17 protein-coding genes are annotated in these 17451 nt (G+C 37.0%); all 17 read right to left on the bottom strand.

Annotated features, from left to right (window positions below; translation table 11 throughout):
• Nucleotide 1: 1 nt before the first annotated feature.
• Nucleotides 2–1000 carry a glycosyltransferase family 2 protein gene (locus CWM22_05260; GenBank protein AUC91349.1) on the bottom strand — a complete coding sequence of 333 codons (999 nt, stop codon included), beginning with the start codon at nucleotides 998–1000 and terminating at the stop codon, nucleotides 2–4.
• A complete protein-coding gene (locus tag CWM22_05255; GenBank protein ID AUC91348.1) occupies nucleotides 997–2019 on the bottom strand; it encodes a glycosyltransferase family 2 protein in 1023 nt (340 codons plus the stop codon). Before CWM22_05255 ends, CWM22_05260 begins: the two co-directional genes overlap by 4 nt.
• Nucleotides 2016–3020: a hypothetical protein gene (locus tag CWM22_05250; protein AUC91347.1), complete on the bottom strand. Its 1005-nt coding sequence runs from the start codon at nucleotides 3018–3020 to the stop codon at nucleotides 2016–2018. Before CWM22_05250 ends, CWM22_05255 begins: the two co-directional genes overlap by 4 nt.
• Nucleotides 3010–4011, bottom strand: coding sequence for a hypothetical protein (locus tag CWM22_05245; GenBank protein AUC91346.1), 1002 nt, complete (start codon nucleotides 4009–4011; stop codon nucleotides 3010–3012). The genes CWM22_05250 and CWM22_05245 overlap by 11 nt, the downstream gene beginning before the upstream one ends.
• Before the next feature lie 19 nt (nucleotides 4012–4030).
• Nucleotides 4031–4855: a glycosyl transferase gene (locus tag CWM22_05240; GenBank protein AUC91345.1), complete on the bottom strand. Its 825-nt coding sequence runs from the start codon at nucleotides 4853–4855 to the stop codon at nucleotides 4031–4033.
• 563 nt (nucleotides 4856–5418) lie between these two features.
• Entirely contained in the window at nucleotides 5419–5967 is a 549-nt protein-coding gene (locus tag CWM22_05235; GenBank protein ID AUC91344.1) for a sugar transferase, read from the bottom strand.
• A gap of 80 nt (nucleotides 5968–6047) precedes the next feature.
• The gene (locus CWM22_05230) at nucleotides 6048–7097 is read right to left on the bottom strand and encodes a protein CapI (protein AUC91343.1); all 1050 of its coding nucleotides are present in this window, start codon (nucleotides 7095–7097) and stop codon (nucleotides 6048–6050) included.
• Nucleotides 7098–7099: 2 nt separating this feature from the next.
• Nucleotides 7100–8545, bottom strand: coding sequence for a hypothetical protein (locus CWM22_05225; protein ID AUC91342.1), 1446 nt, complete (start codon nucleotides 8543–8545; stop codon nucleotides 7100–7102).
• 213 nt (nucleotides 8546–8758) lie between these two features.
• Nucleotides 8759–9679: a polysaccharide pyruvyl transferase family protein gene (locus CWM22_05220; protein AUC91341.1), complete on the bottom strand. Its 921-nt coding sequence runs from the start codon at nucleotides 9677–9679 to the stop codon at nucleotides 8759–8761.
• Nucleotides 9680–9870: 191 nt separating this feature from the next.
• On the bottom strand, nucleotides 9871–10581 hold the full coding sequence (locus CWM22_05215) for a glycosyl transferase (GenBank protein AUC91340.1): 711 nt from the start codon (nucleotides 10579–10581) through the stop codon (nucleotides 9871–9873).
• A gap of 23 nt (nucleotides 10582–10604) precedes the next feature.
• Nucleotides 10605–11372, bottom strand: a complete 768-nt coding sequence (locus tag CWM22_05210) for a glycosyltransferase (protein AUC92845.1) — start codon at nucleotides 11370–11372, stop codon at nucleotides 10605–10607.
• Between the two features lie 36 nt (nucleotides 11373–11408).
• Nucleotides 11409–12587, bottom strand: a complete 1179-nt coding sequence (locus CWM22_05205) for a hypothetical protein (protein ID AUC91339.1) — start codon at nucleotides 12585–12587, stop codon at nucleotides 11409–11411.
• A 12-nt stretch (nucleotides 12588–12599) separates the two neighbouring features.
• Nucleotides 12600–13736 carry a glycosyltransferase family 1 protein gene (locus tag CWM22_05200; protein AUC91338.1) on the bottom strand — a complete coding sequence of 379 codons (1137 nt, stop codon included), beginning with the start codon at nucleotides 13734–13736 and terminating at the stop codon, nucleotides 12600–12602.
• A gap of 22 nt (nucleotides 13737–13758) precedes the next feature.
• Complete coding sequence (locus CWM22_05195) at nucleotides 13759–14892, bottom strand: GNAT family N-acetyltransferase (GenBank protein ID AUC91337.1); 1134 nt, start codon at nucleotides 14890–14892, stop codon at nucleotides 13759–13761.
• Complete coding sequence (locus CWM22_05190) at nucleotides 14789–15274, bottom strand: GNAT family N-acetyltransferase (GenBank protein AUC91336.1); 486 nt, start codon at nucleotides 15272–15274, stop codon at nucleotides 14789–14791. Before CWM22_05190 ends, CWM22_05195 begins: the two co-directional genes overlap by 104 nt.
• On the bottom strand, nucleotides 15252–15899 hold the full coding sequence (locus CWM22_05185; GenBank protein AUC91335.1) for a sugar transferase: 648 nt from the start codon (nucleotides 15897–15899) through the stop codon (nucleotides 15252–15254). Before CWM22_05185 ends, CWM22_05190 begins: the two co-directional genes overlap by 23 nt.
• A 13-nt stretch (nucleotides 15900–15912) precedes the next feature.
• Nucleotides 15913–17163 carry an aminotransferase DegT gene (locus tag CWM22_05180; GenBank protein AUC91334.1) on the bottom strand — a complete coding sequence of 417 codons (1251 nt, stop codon included), beginning with the start codon at nucleotides 17161–17163 and terminating at the stop codon, nucleotides 15913–15915.
• Between the last annotated feature and the right edge of the window lie 288 nt (nucleotides 17164–17451).

Below are 17451 nucleotides of genomic sequence, written 5' to 3'. Positions count from 1 at the left end.
TTCAAAATAACCTTCTCCAAATTTTTAATAGATAGGGAACAACATATGCTAACGGGTCTAGGATGGGATAGCGATGAACGGTAAACCAGCGGCGTTGGTAGCGAGTGACTTCGTCAAAATTCAGATAGACCAAGCTTTGCTGAAAGACAGCAGAGGAACGCACATGCCTTAATCGTTTCAAAAAATCAAGATAATTCTTCGCCGCTCGAAGGTAGAGAGTGGAAAACCAACTTATACGACGAACCATACTGACTTTTACAACATCGCCAAGTTCCTTGTACTTTTCTTGAAAATAAAGCTCTAGTACCACTTTTGAATCAAAAAAATTTGCGTCCAGAGTATTACTCAAACTATTTGGAACCTTACGATAAAAATAATAGGCTTCGTCAATAGAAAGTGGTCTCTGAGCATGCTCAATCACATAAGCAGAAACAACGGCATCCGTACCCGTTCGAAAGTCAGGCAAGTTCTTGTAAAAATCAACAGGTGGACAAAGGGAACGGTGAAAGACTTTGCTCCACAGTGTCCTCAGATGCCCTCTTCTAAAAAAAGTATCCAACACTTCTTGCGAATCTAGTAGCTCATCCGTTGGAAAGAGGCAAGGGCGTTCTTTGTTGGAAAAATCAGCATAGATAGAATAATTAGTCAATACCAAATCAGCACCAGTCTTTTGTATCCGCTGGAAGACCCCCTCAAGATAGTCACGTCTCATCTTATCATCTGCATCAATGCAGAGAATATAGTCACCTTTAGCCTTTTCCATTCCTATGGCACGTGCGACTAATGACCCCTGATGAGGACTTTGAATCAAGGTCAGTTGCTTCTCATATCGCTTCTGAAACGCTTTGATAATCGCCACACTGCTATCATGTGAGCCATCATCAACCGCTATCAATTCAAAGTCTTGGAGGGTCTGTCCAAAAACAGCATCCAAAGCCTCTAGCAGATAGGATTCAGCATTGTAGATTGGCATGATAATAGAAAAAAACGGTTTATTCATCTAGCCTCCCTTTGCAGATACCATTTTCTGATGCGTCCCAATGGAAAATACAACAATAACATTGGGTGTGTAAAACGATGCTCGACAAGATACAAGAATACCTTATCACTAAAACGCAATTTTGCGGAACTCCCAACTGCTATCGCTCTCTTGAAAAACAAAGATTCCTTGATATGCTGAGTATTTTTTAATATATCACTTAAAGGACTTGAGAGCAGTAATCGTTTTCCTGACCAAGAAACACGTCTCATCAAACGTTCCGCCATCTCCACTGGCAAATCGGTCGCATATTTTTCATGAAAATACCAATCTGAAAAGGCTACGGAGTCAAAATGTTTTACCGTGTAAGAGTTACTGAGGCTACTTGGCACAAATCGATAATAATAGAGTGCCTCATCAAGAACAACAACATGATGGATGTTTGAAAAAATGGCTTCAATGGTCACTAAGTCAGAACCACATACTAATCGCTGAAAAGACCCAAAAAAGTGGTCATCTGGTAAAAAACATGACTGAAAGACCGTACACCACAAGGTCATTAGCACACGATTTGCCAGTATCATCTCTTTCACAACCTCTGGTCCAGTCATCTGACGATGAACATAAGGAGTGTAATCAACAGGCTTTTGTGAAAAATCTATCCGACGAGAAGAGTTAATCACCACAGCCTCTGCCTGCGTCTCATCAATCGTTTGCCTAACCATTTCTAAATAATCCGCTCTCAAGACATCATCCGCATCCATGCACAGGCAATACTGACCTCTCACCTCTGCCATGCCTGTCGCACGTGTCAAAAGTAAGCCCTTGTTTTCAGGATGAGAGTAGAGGCGGACTTTATCCTGATGCGAAGCGACAAACTCCTGACAAAGCGTCTCAGACTGGTCAGTCGATGCATCATTGACCAAAATCAGCTCAAAATCCTGATAGGTCTGAGCTAGAACAGACATAATCGCCTCAGTTAAATAGAGCTCCGCATTATAGACTGGCATGACAATCGAGAAAAAGGGATTGGTCTTCATAATAACCTCCTTAAACGCTTTCTATACCAATTGATAGCCAAAAGCAAATGTAGGATTCGGTAGTTCAAGAGTAAGAGAAATAGGCGGTCATACTGTGACTGCGTGTCTTTCTTTATTTCCATTACCTTCCTAAAAACGAGAGACTGACGAATCACCCTTGCTCTATCACACACTTCCTTGAAGGATTTACTTTTTAGCAATACTTTTTTGGTATACCAGAGAAATCTCCTTACCAAATATGCATCCATGTTTTCTGGAAATTTCTTATGATAACTATCATACAAATACAAATCTGTCTGGGCACATTCTTCAAAATCTATTTCGTTAAAATTAAAACTTAAGCTAGTCGACACCTGACGGTAATAATAGAGAGCTTCATCTAAAACAAGCACTCTTTCTACCCTTGCCAAAATATGGTGCAAGGGTATCCGATCCACACTCCGAACAAAGTGCCCAAATTGCTGATAAAAAGCTTGATCAGGTATAAAATAAGCCTTAAACACCAGTTGCCATACAGTTGTCAGCTGAGTCTTCGCCAGAAGTAGTTCTTCAATGACTTCCAAGCCCGTCATTTGACGATTCAGAAAAGGACTAAAATCTCTTCGCTTGATAGAAAAATCAGGCTCCATCGAAAAATTGATTACCACAGCATCTGCCTGCATCTCATCAATTGTTTGCTTGACAAGCTCTAGATAGTCCATCCGTAAGACATCATCCGCATCCAGACACAGGCAATACTGACCACGTACCTCTGCCATGCCTGTCGCACGTGTCAGAAGCAAGCCCTTGTTTTCTTTATGAGAGTAGAGGCGGACTTTTCTCTGATGTAAAGCTACAAACTCCTGACAAATCATCTCGGACTGGTCAGTCGAGGCATCATTGACCAAAATCAGCTCAAAATCCTGATAGGTCTGATGTAATACAGACTCGATCGCTTCCGTTAGATAGAGCTCGGCATTATAGATAGGCATAACAATTGAGAAAAAAGGCTTAGTCTTCATTGGTCTCCTTTACGTTTGGAAAAAATGGGCGATAAATCACATCCGCATAACTTCCATCGAGAATTGATTTACGATAAAATTTCCAAGAAAATTTCACTATTGGACTTGTCTCTAGCACTTCTTGCCATCGCTTCTCATCAAATGGTTCATTAAAATGAACAGACACGAAATCTCTATTTTCAATCCCAGAAACAATAGGCAGGTAATCAATCACCTCTCGAAACTCAGGATGAAGCCTGTAATGAATATCTTGGAACAGATCAATCGTATAGTTGATGGGATTATCTACTTGACTAAAATAGTAAAGCAAACAATCACGGATATAGCGTACATGAGGATTTCCCTTCTTTGCAGAAAAACAAAACGAAGTCCACCGCCCTTGCTCTATCCAATATAGATAATAGTTTCTGACACTTTCAATCTGATGTCGAAAGGTAAAAAAATCATTTGCAAACAAATGACTGTCTAATTGGTCAGTGACATAAAGGGTCGCATCCATCCAAACACCTCCATGTTGGGCAAGCAGAGCATAGCGAACATAGTTTGAAAAAGGGGTAAACGCCATCTTTTTTCGTGCCAGCTTATCCAACAAAACCTCTGGAATCGCTAGATAATCAGCCAGATTATCCTTTGTCAAGAAGATGTGCTGGTAACCATTTTTCTGTGCAAAGCGTTTTTGACTCTCAATCGCATGGCGACAGACTGCGGGAAGCTCCGACTCACCCTGCCACCACAAGGTCCAGATGATTGGTGTTAGGGAGTCAGCTGTATTGTCATTCTCTAAATAAGCAGAAAACGGAGACAAGTGACGAGTAACTGTCTTTTCATAAAAACGTGAATGAACTCGCCACTTTAGACGCGAAAGCTGCATTCCCAAAAAGGAATCAGGCTTTATGGCCTCTTCAGCCCCAAACTTTGTCAGAACTTTAAACAAAGCCATACTCGGCGACTGTCTGAATACAGTCATAAATTTTCCGACATTCCTTATCATCTAGCGACAAACTCCTTTTCTATCTTCGTAGCATATACTTATAAAACGCCCTTTGTACACGTAAAGGAAGAATCCCCATCATCAAGTGAAGAAGATTTACCGATAGGAAATCCCAAGCTGTCATCTCCTGCCGTCGATAGGAAGCATACCGCAACCGTATCAGTTGCAAGAGACTCGTCCAAGATTTCCGCCTTTTCAAGGTATCGCGGTTAAAGCGGAAGTCAAGCAAAACCTCAGGGATATTGGCTGCACGATAGCCATGATGAAGCATCCGCAACCACAAATCCCAATCTTGATTGTAGCGAATGGTAGGATTATATCCACCAACTGCATCAACCGCCGATTTGCGAAACATGACACTTGAGTGATTGAATGGATTTCTTCGTTTCGAAAAATTCACAATCGCCTCGTGATTCAAGGGAACTTTTCGGATACTCAATGATTCGCTAGTCGTTCCTTCAAATTCTGATACATAACTTCCTACAAGCGAAAGCGTCGGGTCACTCTCAAAACAGCTCACTTGCTTTTCGCACCGCTCCTGTCGTGAGACGTCATCCGCATCCATACGAGCAATCAAGTCTGTCTTAGCAACTGATAAGCCTGCCATCAGAGCCGTAGCCAGTCCCGAATGTTTCTCTAAAACCACTTCAACAATGGGAATTTTTGCATTTTTTTTTCGACAATCATTGATAACATCTTGTAAACTAGCTGGAACAGGTCCATCTTTTACAATGATACATTCCTCTGCGGGGTAGGTTTGTGAAAGCATACTTTCTATTGCCTCACGAAAATGGTCAGGATTGTCTTCCCGCCATACCGCTAATAAGATTGAATACGGCTCCATGTTCCTCCTTAAACTATTTTTAGAACCTGCATTTGCAGTTCAGCACTTCTATCTAAAACTCCTTTTTCAGCTACTCATTGTTCGTTTTTTTTTAATACAGCCAGTATTTCCTCAAAAACTGCTTTGATTAGCAAAAAATTTTCTTACATAAAAGCACGACACTTGTGAATACAGGTTCTTCTTTTTATAGGTTATTTGTATCTTCAAATCGTCATCAGTATAGCATAGACATTTGAATTAGCTTTGATACAGCGTCACTTTCGACTTGCCGTACTCTAGTACAGCCTGCGTCTCAGTTCCTTGTCTGAAAGCTAATTCATTCGACTATAATTTCCTGATTGAACATCTGAAACTCTTTGGCGAATTTCTTCTTTTAATTGCATAAACAAGAGCTCATTTTTGTCTTTTTCATCAGAAGGTAAATCACTAGTTTTTGGCACAGTCATTTGTTTTATATCCCTTTCGCAAAGGTATAGCTATTTGGAAAGATACGTTTTTTCAATGTTGTACTAACTTATTTATTTTACATTAAAACAAGATGAATAGCAAATTTCCTTCATTTGCTATCTTTTACGCTTATTTCGTCCCCTAAAAGGAAGCAGACTTGATATCAATACTAACGGTGTTATCAGCAAGCAGTATAGGTCAAGGGAGAGACTTGCTTCAGATAGGTATTGTCTGTCCCACTCAACCTTACTTTTCACCTTGTGGACTTGTAAACCTTTCACTTGGGCTAGTCCTGTTAAACCAGGTTTTAAACGATTGACACCATATCTATCTCGAGCATCAATCAAAGCCGTTTCACTCCACAAGGCTGGTCTCGGTCCAACCAGAGACATATCACCTTTTAAGATATTCCACAGCTGAGGAAGTTCGTCTAACTTTGACTTTCTCAGCCATTTTCCCACAGGAGTTACCAGACCTTTCCTAGGTTTTACCTGATAGGTCGGAACATCGCTAGGTACTGTAGCATACATGGTACGGAATTTATAAATGGTAAATGGCATCTTATCTTTTCCAATACGCGTTTGAGTAAACACTACAGGGAATCCTGTATCACAAGCGATAAGCACCGCTACCAAAAGAAAAATAGGAGAAAAGAGTAAGAGCATGAACACAGCTCCAACAATGTCTATCAATCGTTTGAATACTTTATAAAACAGATGCTTTCTCCTTTCTCACATTCATCTAATTACAGATAATATTCCTTATACCACTGGGCAAATCGCCGCAAGCCATCACGCAAGGACGTTGTTGGCTTGAATCCAAAGTCTTTTTCTAATGCACTCGTATCAGCATAGGTCACTGGGACATCGCCAGGCTGCATGGGAACAAGTTTCTTATGCGTTTCAAAATCATAGTCACCAGATAAAACACCAGCTGCTACTAGTTCTTCCTGTAAAATTGTCACAAAATCCAAAAGGTTCTCGGGGTGACTATTTCCAATATTGTATAGGGCATACGGTGGAATCGGCAAACCATCTTCACCGATTTCTAACTTTGGAGCCTTCTCCATGACCAGACAAATCCCTTGTACAATATCATCAATATAAGTAAAATCACGCTTGCAGTGACCATAGTTAAAAATTTCTATCGTCTCTCCCTTTAGCAATTTATTGGTAAAGCCAAAGTAAGCCATATCTGGACGACCAGCAGGACCGTAAACTGTAAAGAAACGCAAACCAGTTGTTGGGATTTGATAGAGTTTACTGTAGGCATGAGCAAATAATTCATTGGACTTTTTAGTTGCAGCATAGAGCGAGACTGGATGGTCTACCTGATCATCTACCGAAAATGGCACTTTCTCATTTCCACCATAAACAGACGATGACGAGGCATACACTAAATGCTCAACAGGATGCTGGCGACAAGCCTCTAAGATGTTTTGAAAACCAATCACATTACTCTCAATATAGACATCTGGGTTCGTAATCGAATAGCGAACACCTGCTTGTGCTGCAAGGTTCACCACAATATCAGGTCTAAAGTCAGCAAAGACTTGAGTAACCAAGTCTTTATCAGCAATATTTCCTTTGATAAAGCGATAACTGGCTTTAGAGTTTGCAGCCTCTTTTTCCAGTTCAGCCAATCGCCATTCTTTCAAAGATACCTCATAATAATCATTTAAAGAATCCAGACCAATAATCTGCATCGCTTGATTGACTTTCAATAACTTCTGAACAAGATGGCTACCGATAAACCCAGCAGAACCAGTGATTAGGATGGTTTTGTTTGTAATCACAACTACTGAACCTTTGACTTATTTTTTATCAAACTTAACTGTTTTACAACGACACCCTTTAGGGTCATCACAAATGGATAATTTATTATTATCAATACTACAAAAACAAAAAGATCACTATATAACGGCAGTGCTATCAATTTTAATGAAGCAAATACACTAAGAACTATGATATTTAGAAAAAATCGAATATAATCCACTGAGTAATTTGCAATCTGTCTCGCAATCCATAACCGATAAATCATCACAATAAAATAGCTAATTGCACTTGATAAAGCCGCTCCTATTATAGCATATTCAGAAATTAGAAAATAATTCCCAATCAAGCAAAGTACGGCACCTAAAAATGTTGATATAAAAATAGGTCTTGTCTTTTTGATCGCCATTGAACTTGTTGCAAAATAGCTGGAAAAAATCGAAAAAATCGTTCCTAAAACCAAAAAGGGAGTTGCCGTATTTCCTAAATAGTAATCACTAGAAAATAATATCGTAAATAACCACCTATTCAGAGCTATTAAAATAAAAGCTAAGACAAAGACAGTCAACGAAAAAACATTAAAAATCATTGTATTAATTTCATTTTCATCTTTTTCTGACTCCTCATCTTCAAAAGCAATCAATTGCCAGGATTGCATAAAAATATTGCTAGCTAGATTTAACAAGGTTGGTATTTTAACAGCTACTGCATACAAACCGTTTGCCACTGCCCCAGCACTACTTATCAGAAAAAAACGTGATGAATAGTTGACCACCCACCACATCACATCATTAGGAATCAAGGGAAACCCATAACCTAACATATCTTTTATTAATGTGAAATCTGTTACCTTGAATTGTTTTATAGATTTTAGAGTAATGCCACAATACATTAAAAGATAAATCGTAGAAAAAAGGGAAATCAATATATTCGATAAAAGGTATCCGAAAATTCCTAAACGGAAGTAAACAATAAATAAAATACTCAAAACTCCTGTTAGAGTTGTTTGAAGAATGCCATTTACTGTATATAATTTAATCTTTTCAATTCCTATAATATACTGCATCATAATCGTATTGATAGAACGACAGTACAATAACAGTAAAAAAAGGTAGTAGTAGTCTGATATAGACGGAAATAGGTTTAAAAAAGGAGAAATAAGAGCAACGCATACAGCAATAATATGAAAGAGCAATAAAGAAGTTAATAAAATGTCACGTTGTTTTGACTTATATTCAATTGTAAAACGTACAATTGAAAAACCTAGCCCTAAACTTATAAAAGGTAATAAGATATTTGTCAGTGCTAATATTAAGTCAACAGTACCGTATTCATCAGGGATTAAATAAGCAGTCAGAATTGGTAATAATAAAATACCAACAATAGTTGTCCCTACATTCCCAAATGCAAAAAGCAAACCGTTAACGACTAATTTTTTTATTTTATCCACTTTAAATTTCTTCCTCAACAATTTTTTGCACTAATAATGTCTGTTGAACTTGATTAAGCATTGTAGTCAAATGGATATCTCTATTTCTGACCAACTCATCTGCATCAATCTTTAAAATTGTATCTACAACGACTGTTGCATTCGCTTCAATAGTAAATACAGACTGTGGCAGGTGAATTTTATCGTAAAACTGTCTTACTTTTGTATCCCATTCTACAGCTACTGAGGGAATTCCTAAAGAATAACTCGTAATAAGACTATGAAGTCTAAATGAAATAATCCTATTGAATAAACTAACCTGTTCAACAAACTTTTCAGGTTCAGTTGCCCTATCGAGTAGATAGTCATTTTTTTATCATATAGAAAAAGCTTTTTCAGAAGCAAGCTACACAGTTGGTAGTCTTTTTCACCACCATTAGTAAATAATTTCCACGCTATATTACGCGAATCTAACTCTCCAATGATAGCCTGCCAAAACTTCAATAGTTGTTCTACAGAAAAATGTTCTACCCACATTACCCCTAATCCAATGAGCTCAGATGGTTGTTTTTCAATTTGATACATTTTAGACGCAACTATAGCCGGATCGAAGATGCTTTTTACATAATCATTTTTATTTAAGAGATGATTTAAGAAATCAACGTCATCTCTAGATGTTACAGATATTACTGAAGGTTTTAACAAGGTTTCCTTTAGTTTATCTGCGTTTTGTTTTGTGATTTTGCCTACACCGCAAGCGTTAAAAATAATGGGAACCCGCTTTTTATCAAGTAGATTAACAATATAATGAATCGAAGGAATAAAATAGTCTAAAAACATTTGCCCACCAGCAAAAATAACTAAATCATATGACTTGTTCAATTGCTCATCATAAAATTTTTTATTTTGCGTCAGTAATAGTTTAGAATGTTTTCTTGTTAAAATAAAATTCACTAGGAAACTTTGTTTTAAATAGCTTTTTAATACATTTTTCTTGACAACATCCCTGCTCTTCTCATTGCTGTATTTAGGAGGGAGAAAAGCAGTTCTCCCTGACAAATCCATATGTTCAATCGTTGCATCTGAAAACTTAGCTATAATCCACTCTACAGATTGACAAATCAAAGGATCTCCTAAATTCGAAGAATAGGTTTCTCCAATTACCAAAATATTCATATTTAACTCCACTAGCTAGTCTATGTACAAATAGAACTAACCTGTTTAAACAACTTTCCTTTTAATTACTAAAAATAAATCCCTTTAGCTATGAACAAAACTCAAACTCAAATTTAAAGATTAATAATTCTAAGAGCTTTTTCTTCAAAAATACATTATACCTCAATAAAAGCAAACTAGTAGATAAACTTTTATATCCTCCGCATTTGGTGATATTTCTTTATCAAAAATGGGGGTATCATCTTTCGAATTTTTAATTTTAAACGTGTTGCTGGCGATAACCATGACCCATTAAAATGATGAATCGTATAAGTGTTATCTGTAACTTTATATTTTAATGTTTCAATATCCTTAGCACAAAAAACATCTGAAGGATAAATATGCAAATCTTCTTGGAGAACCTGATATTCATCCAATGGAATCCATCCATACTCTTCTCTAGTAATTTCAGTAATAATTACTGTATTGGGACGAACATTTAGTTTGTCATTGCTAACAAGAGATGGATTATCGTAGTAGGATAACAATCTCTTAATCCATGGGTGTCCCTTCACAGCCCCCATTGTTGCAGTAATACAATAAAATTCATTTTCACAACCAGTAAAAGCCTGATGTTTTAAGAATTTTTCAAGAGATTGTTTGACTTCGACATCAGTATCCATATAAATTCCACCGAATTCCTCTAGTACTTTTAATCTAGCAAAGTCAGTTATATATGCCCACTTCTTTTCTTTATATGCTGTCCGCACAAAAGGATGAGATGTCAAATCAAAATTATCATCTGTCCATATTTTTATTTCAAACTCTGGCATATGATTTCGTGCTGTTTGGATAAAATTTTCTACCTCTTGGGGCAGTTCTTTGCCACCAAACCAACAATAGTGGATAATCTTTGGAATCATCGTTATCTTCTTTCTTTAGTATTTCACTTTTTCAACTTCATCTGATGCAATATTTTATAAAAAGCAGATGGTACCAAAATGAGCAATAAAGGCTTCAATGCATAGATATAATTTATCGGTGACAGATGCAACTGTTGAATCGCTAAACGCTTAACGTATACTTCATTGAGACGATTGGATAGTGTTCGTCTCCCCTGAGCATCCTTATCATCACGAACTTTATATAAAGCCTCAGTTAGGTTGTGACCTTTCAAACCTTTTTCGTAGAGTTTTATCCAAAGGTGATAATCTTCTACACGAAGCAATTTTGGAGAGACACTGTAACCTCCCACTCCCATCACAGCAGCCTTTCTCATCAATACCGTCGCATGTGCAAACTGACTCCCCTTCACCAAATCTTCTTTTCTAGGTTCAGCCAATAAGGTACTCACTCCCCAATCACCATTTTCATCAAAATGAATCATATTAGTGCCCACAAAAGCGTGGTCAGGATGTGAATCTAAGAAAGCAACTTGTTTTTCAAATCGAGTAGGCATCGAAAGGTCATCCGCATCCATACGTGCGATATATTCACCCTCTGCTATCTTTAGGCAGTCATTCAAGGTCTCGTTTAGCCCTTTATTTTTTTCATGTATAATAAGTCGTATCTTATCAGGATATCTTTTGTGATATTTTTCTAGTAAGGAGACCGAACCGTCATCACAGATAATAAACTCAAAATCTTGAAAAGTCTGTCCTAATATTGAATCAATAGCCGCTGATACCGTATCAACTGCATTGTAAACACCCATAATAACAGAAATTTTCACGTTAATTTCTCCTTATTTCTAAACAAGCTCCTCGTCTTTCTTTTTGACATTAGCAAAAGAGGTGGAAGCCAAAACAAATAAAATCCAAAAATACGGTTGTCGTTGATTGGCTAAAGTAAAACTTTCAATGATTAAGGGAAGAAATACAATCCAAATCAATTGCCCTGATTTTCGGATATTCCCCCAAATCCAGTACAACAAGCTTGAAAAAGGTATCATACCATAATAGAAAAGCATTCCTAAAAAAGTTGAATGGATTTCTAACTGGATTGCACTCAAAACAAAGCGTTTGTAGTAGCCCTCACCAGCTCCAAAAAGAAGATATTGAGGATAGAGTAATACCCGATCTATCCCACGTTCCTGAATTAAGGTTAGTTCTCCATAACTACCAGAATTATTAGATGAATTTGTCAAACCTTTATCAATCTTTGTCATCAACCGCTTGTATAAAAAGCTATCCTCAAATCCTGAGATAAATGTCGTTCCAACAATTTGTAAGAGTAACACTGCCACTAGCCCACCAAATATGAACAACAGCACTTTATTTAATAGCGAGGTCATATCTTCAAAGAAAAGAAGATAAAAGAAATATAGTGACGCAAAACCTAGCAATATTCCTGTCGAAGAAGTTGCAAATAAGAGAATTATAGCACAGATATGGTCAATCAATCTTTCTCTCTGTTTTAACTTACGATTGATAACAACTATTACATAGATACTAGATAGCAAAAAGAATCCTAGCTGGTTGGGGTCATTAAATGTCCCTGTATAACGAACTTCCGACGTATCTACTAAAAACGAAGGTGCGACAAAGTACAATAGCAATTGGATGTACAAAGATAAGCGAACAACTGTACGTAATCGAAGTAGCCCTTCCTTTTTCTTAAAGAAATAGCGACAGAGTATAATTACCAATAAATTATAAAGATAGTATAGAATGGGTAAAATAAAGCTAAGAACAGGAATGTCACCATAATAAATTGAAAAATAGATTAGATTGATGACTACAACAAAAAAATAAAAGAAAAGATATGCTTTATCTATACTTTTGTAATATAGCTGGAGACGATTCTCAACGATGTATGCCACAACAGATAATACTAAGAATACATCCCCAGGCTGAACTCCTCCTGATTTAAAAAAATAAAAAGGCTTAGCTAGTAGAAAAAGGTAAAATAGTATTTCTGATAGTCTCATTTTTCCTCCACCCTATTCATTTTCCTCTTCATTTCTAACTTTTTCATAGATTGTTTTCAATTGAGTCTTTATCTGGACAAGTGAGTACTCTTTAGCATTCTTCATTGAAGCCACTTGCATTTTTTGATACAATTCCTCATCATCTATCATTTGTTCTACCGCATTAGCAAATGCTTCTGCTGTTGCTTCTTTCAAAACAATGCCATTTTGCCCGGTTTCAACCAAATCACGATTGCCCCGACAATTTGAAACAACCAAGGGGAGACCCGTCGCCATTGCTTCGATTAAATTGACAGGTAGCCCCTCTCGCTTGGAACTAGATAAAGCAAGCTCTGAAATTTTCATTAAATCAGGAACATCGCTTCTGTAACCTAATAGGTGAACAAAGTCCCCCAACTGTTTTTCATCAACTTGCTGTTGGTAAGTATCTGCAAGGACACCGTGACCAACCAACAAGAGCACTAGGTCTTGTCGCTTTTTAGAGAGTTGCTCCATCATCTCTATCAAGACGGTTTGATTCTTATTGGCATTGAGTTCTCCAACAAAAATCAAGTATTTTTTATTGGCATCAAATCCTAATCTTCTTTTGAGTTCACTCTTTTCTTCCTCGTTCACAGGTTGGAACTTTTCTGTATCAATCCCTACCCCATTGACCAAGTAAAGGTGCTTCATCTGAAAATTTTTTTTTGCAATCGCATAATCTTCGTGATTAATCGTTATCAAGGTATCTGTATAGCGAGAGAGGAATTTTTCAATAGGATAATAGGTTAACCAATTAAATAATGGACCACCTTTTAAAAAGTGAAAACCATGAGCAGTATAAAATACTCTAACGTTTGGAAGATTACGACAAGCCAAACGTACAATAGCAGATGCTATCGGGGTATGGGTATGAACAATATCATATCCCCCATTTTTAACGATATCTCTTAACTGACCTATAAGCTGTTTATATGGATTGCGTAGAGGGCTACGGCTAAATGGTAACTCATAGGTTGCCCCTACCAAGTTCAATAAGTTATCCTCAAAAGGTCTTTCTAGTTTGCAAGCCACATCAACCGTGTGCCCATCTTCAACCAATTGTTCAATATGGGGTATCAAAAAAGCATTCAGTGTATTTGAAATGGTTGTTACGTATAAAATTTTCATTATTTTATCTCGATGATATTCTTTAAGGTTTCCGATACTTTGGAAAATAATTTGTTTCTAAATCTTTCAACTCTTCTCCGCGAAGTTTGACAAGTTTCTCGTACATTTCCTTATCAAAGATACGTTGACCAATATAGAACTTTCTGTCAAAATTTTTGTTAAATTTTCGCTTAAAGCGGAAAAGGTTATCCTCTCGTCCTCCCAGACCGCCTCCCAACATCATTTCAGTAAAACCATGCTCACTACCCCAATGTGCCATAAAATCAATTAGTAGATTTGTTGGATATAGCGAAGCATAGTCTGTTTTTGAAGCAGAAAGATGATAATGGATTTTGCTGTTGTATAAATAAAATATTGACATAGCAATGATTGAATCATCTTTCTTTACATAGGCAAAAAGGACATTTTGTTTTAAAGCATCAAATAGATAGTCATAATATTCCTTTTCGAAATAGTAATACTCCGTTGCATCATCTCTATCCATTGTTTCCTTATAAATACCCATAAATGTATTTACTAAAGCTGGGTCATTGCTTAAATAAACATCTAGTTTGTTTTTCTTCGCCTTATTGATATTTCTTCGATTGGAATTTTCGTAAGAGACTTGAATTGCTTCTTTAGATTCTAGTTTTATAGTAATATTGGGACCAATTTCAGTTATATTATATAGTGTCGCACTTTTTTTATAGTTTTCTAGTATTGGATGGAATCGAACAAATTCTGAGATGATACTGTTATTCCTACAGAACTCCAAATATTCTTGCTTCAATTTAAACATGCTATGCTCACTATTGTTTCCTTGTATCAGCATTCCACCATAACCATACGGAGTTGCGATATCAAAATATGTATTTTCAGGTAAACCATTAAAAAGGCCCGAGTGGGCAATATCACGAAGCATGACAACATTTATTGCACGAATAAAATCATCATAATAATAAATAAGAATGGGTTCACCATCTCCGTGAATTTTATATAATTGAGCATGCTCAGCAGTGTAGTAAATATCTACATCATCAAATGTAGAAATAATTTGATTCCATAATTCACTCTCAGCTAAGGTTATTTTTTTTATCATCGTTCTCCATCTCCAACACCATGACTTTTCTGTATTCTGTAAAATCATGATGCTCATAAAATTGAACAGCTGTTTCATTACTAGTGGTTACTATAAGTTCAATATTCGAAATACCTCTCGCCTTTGCAACTTCCTTTAGGCGAAACAACAATTGACTTGCAATACCCCGACCACGTACAGAATGTTTTGTTGCAATAAAATTTATGAAAATTTTATCAACCCCAAAATCATTTTTATGATAATACCATAAAAAACCTAAAACTTCACTCTTCTCAATATAGGAGAGTACAAAACCTGTATTATTCGCCAATATCCTTGACATATCTGCATATTTTTCATTTACAACTGTGCACAAATACGAATCGTCAATGACAAAGCTACTACTGTATACCTCTCTCAATAATTCCAATATGTCATCTTTATATTGAGGAAGATTATTATACGTTATTTCTGTAATCATTTTTTCTTTCAATATCTAAATCTTTTATTGTACCAGTATCCACTACCACTACATCTTCACGTTTTACAACTTTAAGAACTGTTTTTAATAAAATTTGAATATCAGTCCACATCGTAATGTTTAGGGAGTATCGGACATCTAATTCTAACCTTGTATCCCAATCCAAGCAATTTCTACCATTTATTTGAGACAACCCAGTAAGACCTGGCCTAACTGAATGACGAAATTTCTCACGTTCAGAATAGTACGGTAAGTATTTGATTAGAAGTGGCCGTGGTCCAACAATACTCATATCCCCTTTTAAAATATTCCATAATTCTGGCAATTCATCCAAGCTGGTAGAACGTAAAAACTTTCCAAAGGAGGTTAGACGTACACTATCTGGCAATAAATGACCATTTGCATCTTTTTCATCCGTCATCGTTCTAAACTTGTACATTTTAAAAATCTTCTCGTCTTTTCCTGGTCGTTCTTGCGTGAAAAAGATCGGTGTTCCAAGTTTCAAACGCACTAGAATAGCTACTATTGAGATAACTGGTGATAATACGATTAGCGCTAAGAATGATAGCACAACGTCAAGTGTACGTTTTAAATATCTTTCATAAATCCCTTGTTTTCTTGTCATTACTCCTTCTTTCCTACTCAAAACATGCTCTAATTACTTCGATAATGCGATTTTGCTCTTCCACTGTCATTTTATTATCACTCGGTAGGCACAACCCTCTTTCAAAGATATCTGTCCCTACTTCAGCGGTTTCTTCTACAATGTAGGCATTTGTTTGTGCACGACCATCTCCCCTTGCAGTTACAAAAGGATTTAACCTAAAAATGGGCTGCAAATGCATGGGCTTCCAGATAGGACGACCTTCAGCATTTATTGAGTTCAGGGCATCTAAAATTTCTGACGGACAAGTCTTTCCTTTTGCCTTCGTATAAAGTACATCATTATCCGAACGAACTTGCTTGGTCATTGCTTCTGGATTGATAGTCAGACAGGACAACCAGTAGTTTGGTGAACTATTTTCCGCATCAAAAGGATTCATCTGAATAGGTAAATCTTTCAGACCTTCCTGATAGCGTTCATAGATAGCTTTTTTCTGTGCAATGTGTTGCTCAAGATATGGCATCTGTCCACGCACCACTCCAGCTATCACATTACTCATACGATAGTTATAGCCGATTTCCTCATGTTGATACCAAGCAGCTTGCTCACGCGCCTGTGTTGACCATTTCCTCGTCTTATTGGCTGCATGTAAGTCAGAAGTTAGTAATGCACCGCCACTTGAACCGGTAATAATCTTATTTCCATTAAAGGAGATGATGGAATAGCGACCAAATGTCCCTGTCTGCTTTTCTTTATAGGTTGCCCCTAATGACTCTGCTGCATCTTCGATCAAAATCGCACCATGCTTTTCACAGATTTCTTGGATTTCGTCAAGTTTTGCTGGAACGCCATACAGATGAACCAGTACCACTACCTTCACATCTGGATACAACTCAAAAGCTTTTTCCAATGCTTTAGGATCCATGTTCCAGGTATCTGCTTCTGAGTCAATAAAGATTGGAATCCCACCTTCATATGTCACAGGATTGACTGTCGCTGAAAAAGTCATGTCGGAACAAAAAACATAATCACCTGCCTTCACTCCTGCCAATTTGATAGCCAGATGCAAAGCAGCTGTACCAGATGATAAGGCCACCGCATGTTCGCTCTTTGTATAATCTTGGAGCAATTCTTCTAGAGCATTGATATTAGAACCTGCTGTTGTCATCCAATTGCTATTATATGCTTCTTGCATATAGGTCATTTCATCTCCATGCATTGTGGGAGATGAGAGCCAAACTTTATTTTCAAAAGGGAAAAAGCTCCTTGAACGTTCAAACGCCATATCTTACTCCTAACTATTTCATTCTAAGACAGGGAGAATACTCTGATACACCATCCTGTACAGTTACTTTTTCTAGTCTTCCTAGAATGTAATACTCTTCGAAAATCAAAATCAGACGTTGTTGACTTGATTTGATGAACTTCAGTTCTATCTGCATCTGCGTCGCCTAGTCGGATTTTGATTTTCATTGAGTATAAAGATATTTTTTACACTCTAGGAGGCTGGGCAAAAAGCCCAGCTCCACTACTCAGAGTTCGTGTCAACATCTCAGCGCAGTGGTTGATTGGC

Source organism: Streptococcus suis, from assembly GCA_002831545.1.
Taxonomy (GTDB): domain Bacteria; phylum Bacillota; class Bacilli; order Lactobacillales; family Streptococcaceae; genus Streptococcus; species Streptococcus suis_P.
Note: the sequence above shows the minus strand (reverse complement) of the source record. Positions and strands in the feature narration are given on the sequence as shown.

Bases quoted from the DNA above. Each gene is read 5' to 3' on its own strand.
- CWM22_05260 (AUC91349.1), bottom strand. From the start codon at position 1,000: ATGAATAAACCGTTTTTTTCTATTATCATGCCAATCTACAATGCTGAA.
- CWM22_05255 (AUC91348.1), bottom strand. From the start codon at position 2,019: ATGAAGACCAATCCCTTTTTCTCGATTGTCATGCCAGTCTATAATGCG.
- CWM22_05250 (AUC91347.1), bottom strand. From the start codon at position 3,020: ATGAAGACTAAGCCTTTTTTCTCAATTGTTATGCCTATCTATAATGCC.
- CWM22_05245 (AUC91346.1), bottom strand. From the start codon at position 4,011: ATGATAAGGAATGTCGGAAAATTTATGACTGTATTCAGACAGTCGCCG.
- CWM22_05240 (AUC91345.1), bottom strand. From the start codon at position 4,855: ATGGAGCCGTATTCAATCTTATTAGCGGTATGGCGGGAAGACAATCCT.
- CWM22_05235 (AUC91344.1), bottom strand. From the start codon at position 5,967: ATGCTCTTACTCTTTTCTCCTATTTTTCTTTTGGTAGCGGTGCTTATC.
- CWM22_05220 (AUC91341.1), bottom strand. From the start codon at position 9,679: ATGAATATTTTGGTAATTGGAGAAACCTATTCTTCGAATTTAGGAGAT.
- CWM22_05215 (AUC91340.1), bottom strand. From the start codon at position 10,581: ATGATTCCAAAGATTATCCACTATTGTTGGTTTGGTGGCAAAGAACTG.
- CWM22_05210 (AUC92845.1), bottom strand. From the start codon at position 11,372: ATGGGTGTTTACAATGCAGTTGATACGGTATCAGCGGCTATTGATTCA.
- CWM22_05205 (AUC91339.1), bottom strand. From the start codon at position 12,587: ATGAGACTATCAGAAATACTATTTTACCTTTTTCTACTAGCTAAGCCT.
- CWM22_05200 (AUC91338.1), bottom strand. From the start codon at position 13,736: ATGAAAATTTTATACGTAACAACCATTTCAAATACACTGAATGCTTTT.
- CWM22_05195 (AUC91337.1), bottom strand. From the start codon at position 14,892: ATGAAACAGCTGTTCAATTTTATGAGCATCATGATTTTACAGAATACA.
- CWM22_05190 (AUC91336.1), bottom strand. From the start codon at position 15,274: ATGATTACAGAAATAACGTATAATAATCTTCCTCAATATAAAGATGAC.
- CWM22_05185 (AUC91335.1), bottom strand. From the start codon at position 15,899: ATGACAAGAAAACAAGGGATTTATGAAAGATATTTAAAACGTACACTT.
- CWM22_05180 (AUC91334.1), bottom strand. From the start codon at position 17,163: ATGGCGTTTGAACGTTCAAGGAGCTTTTTCCCTTTTGAAAATAAAGTT.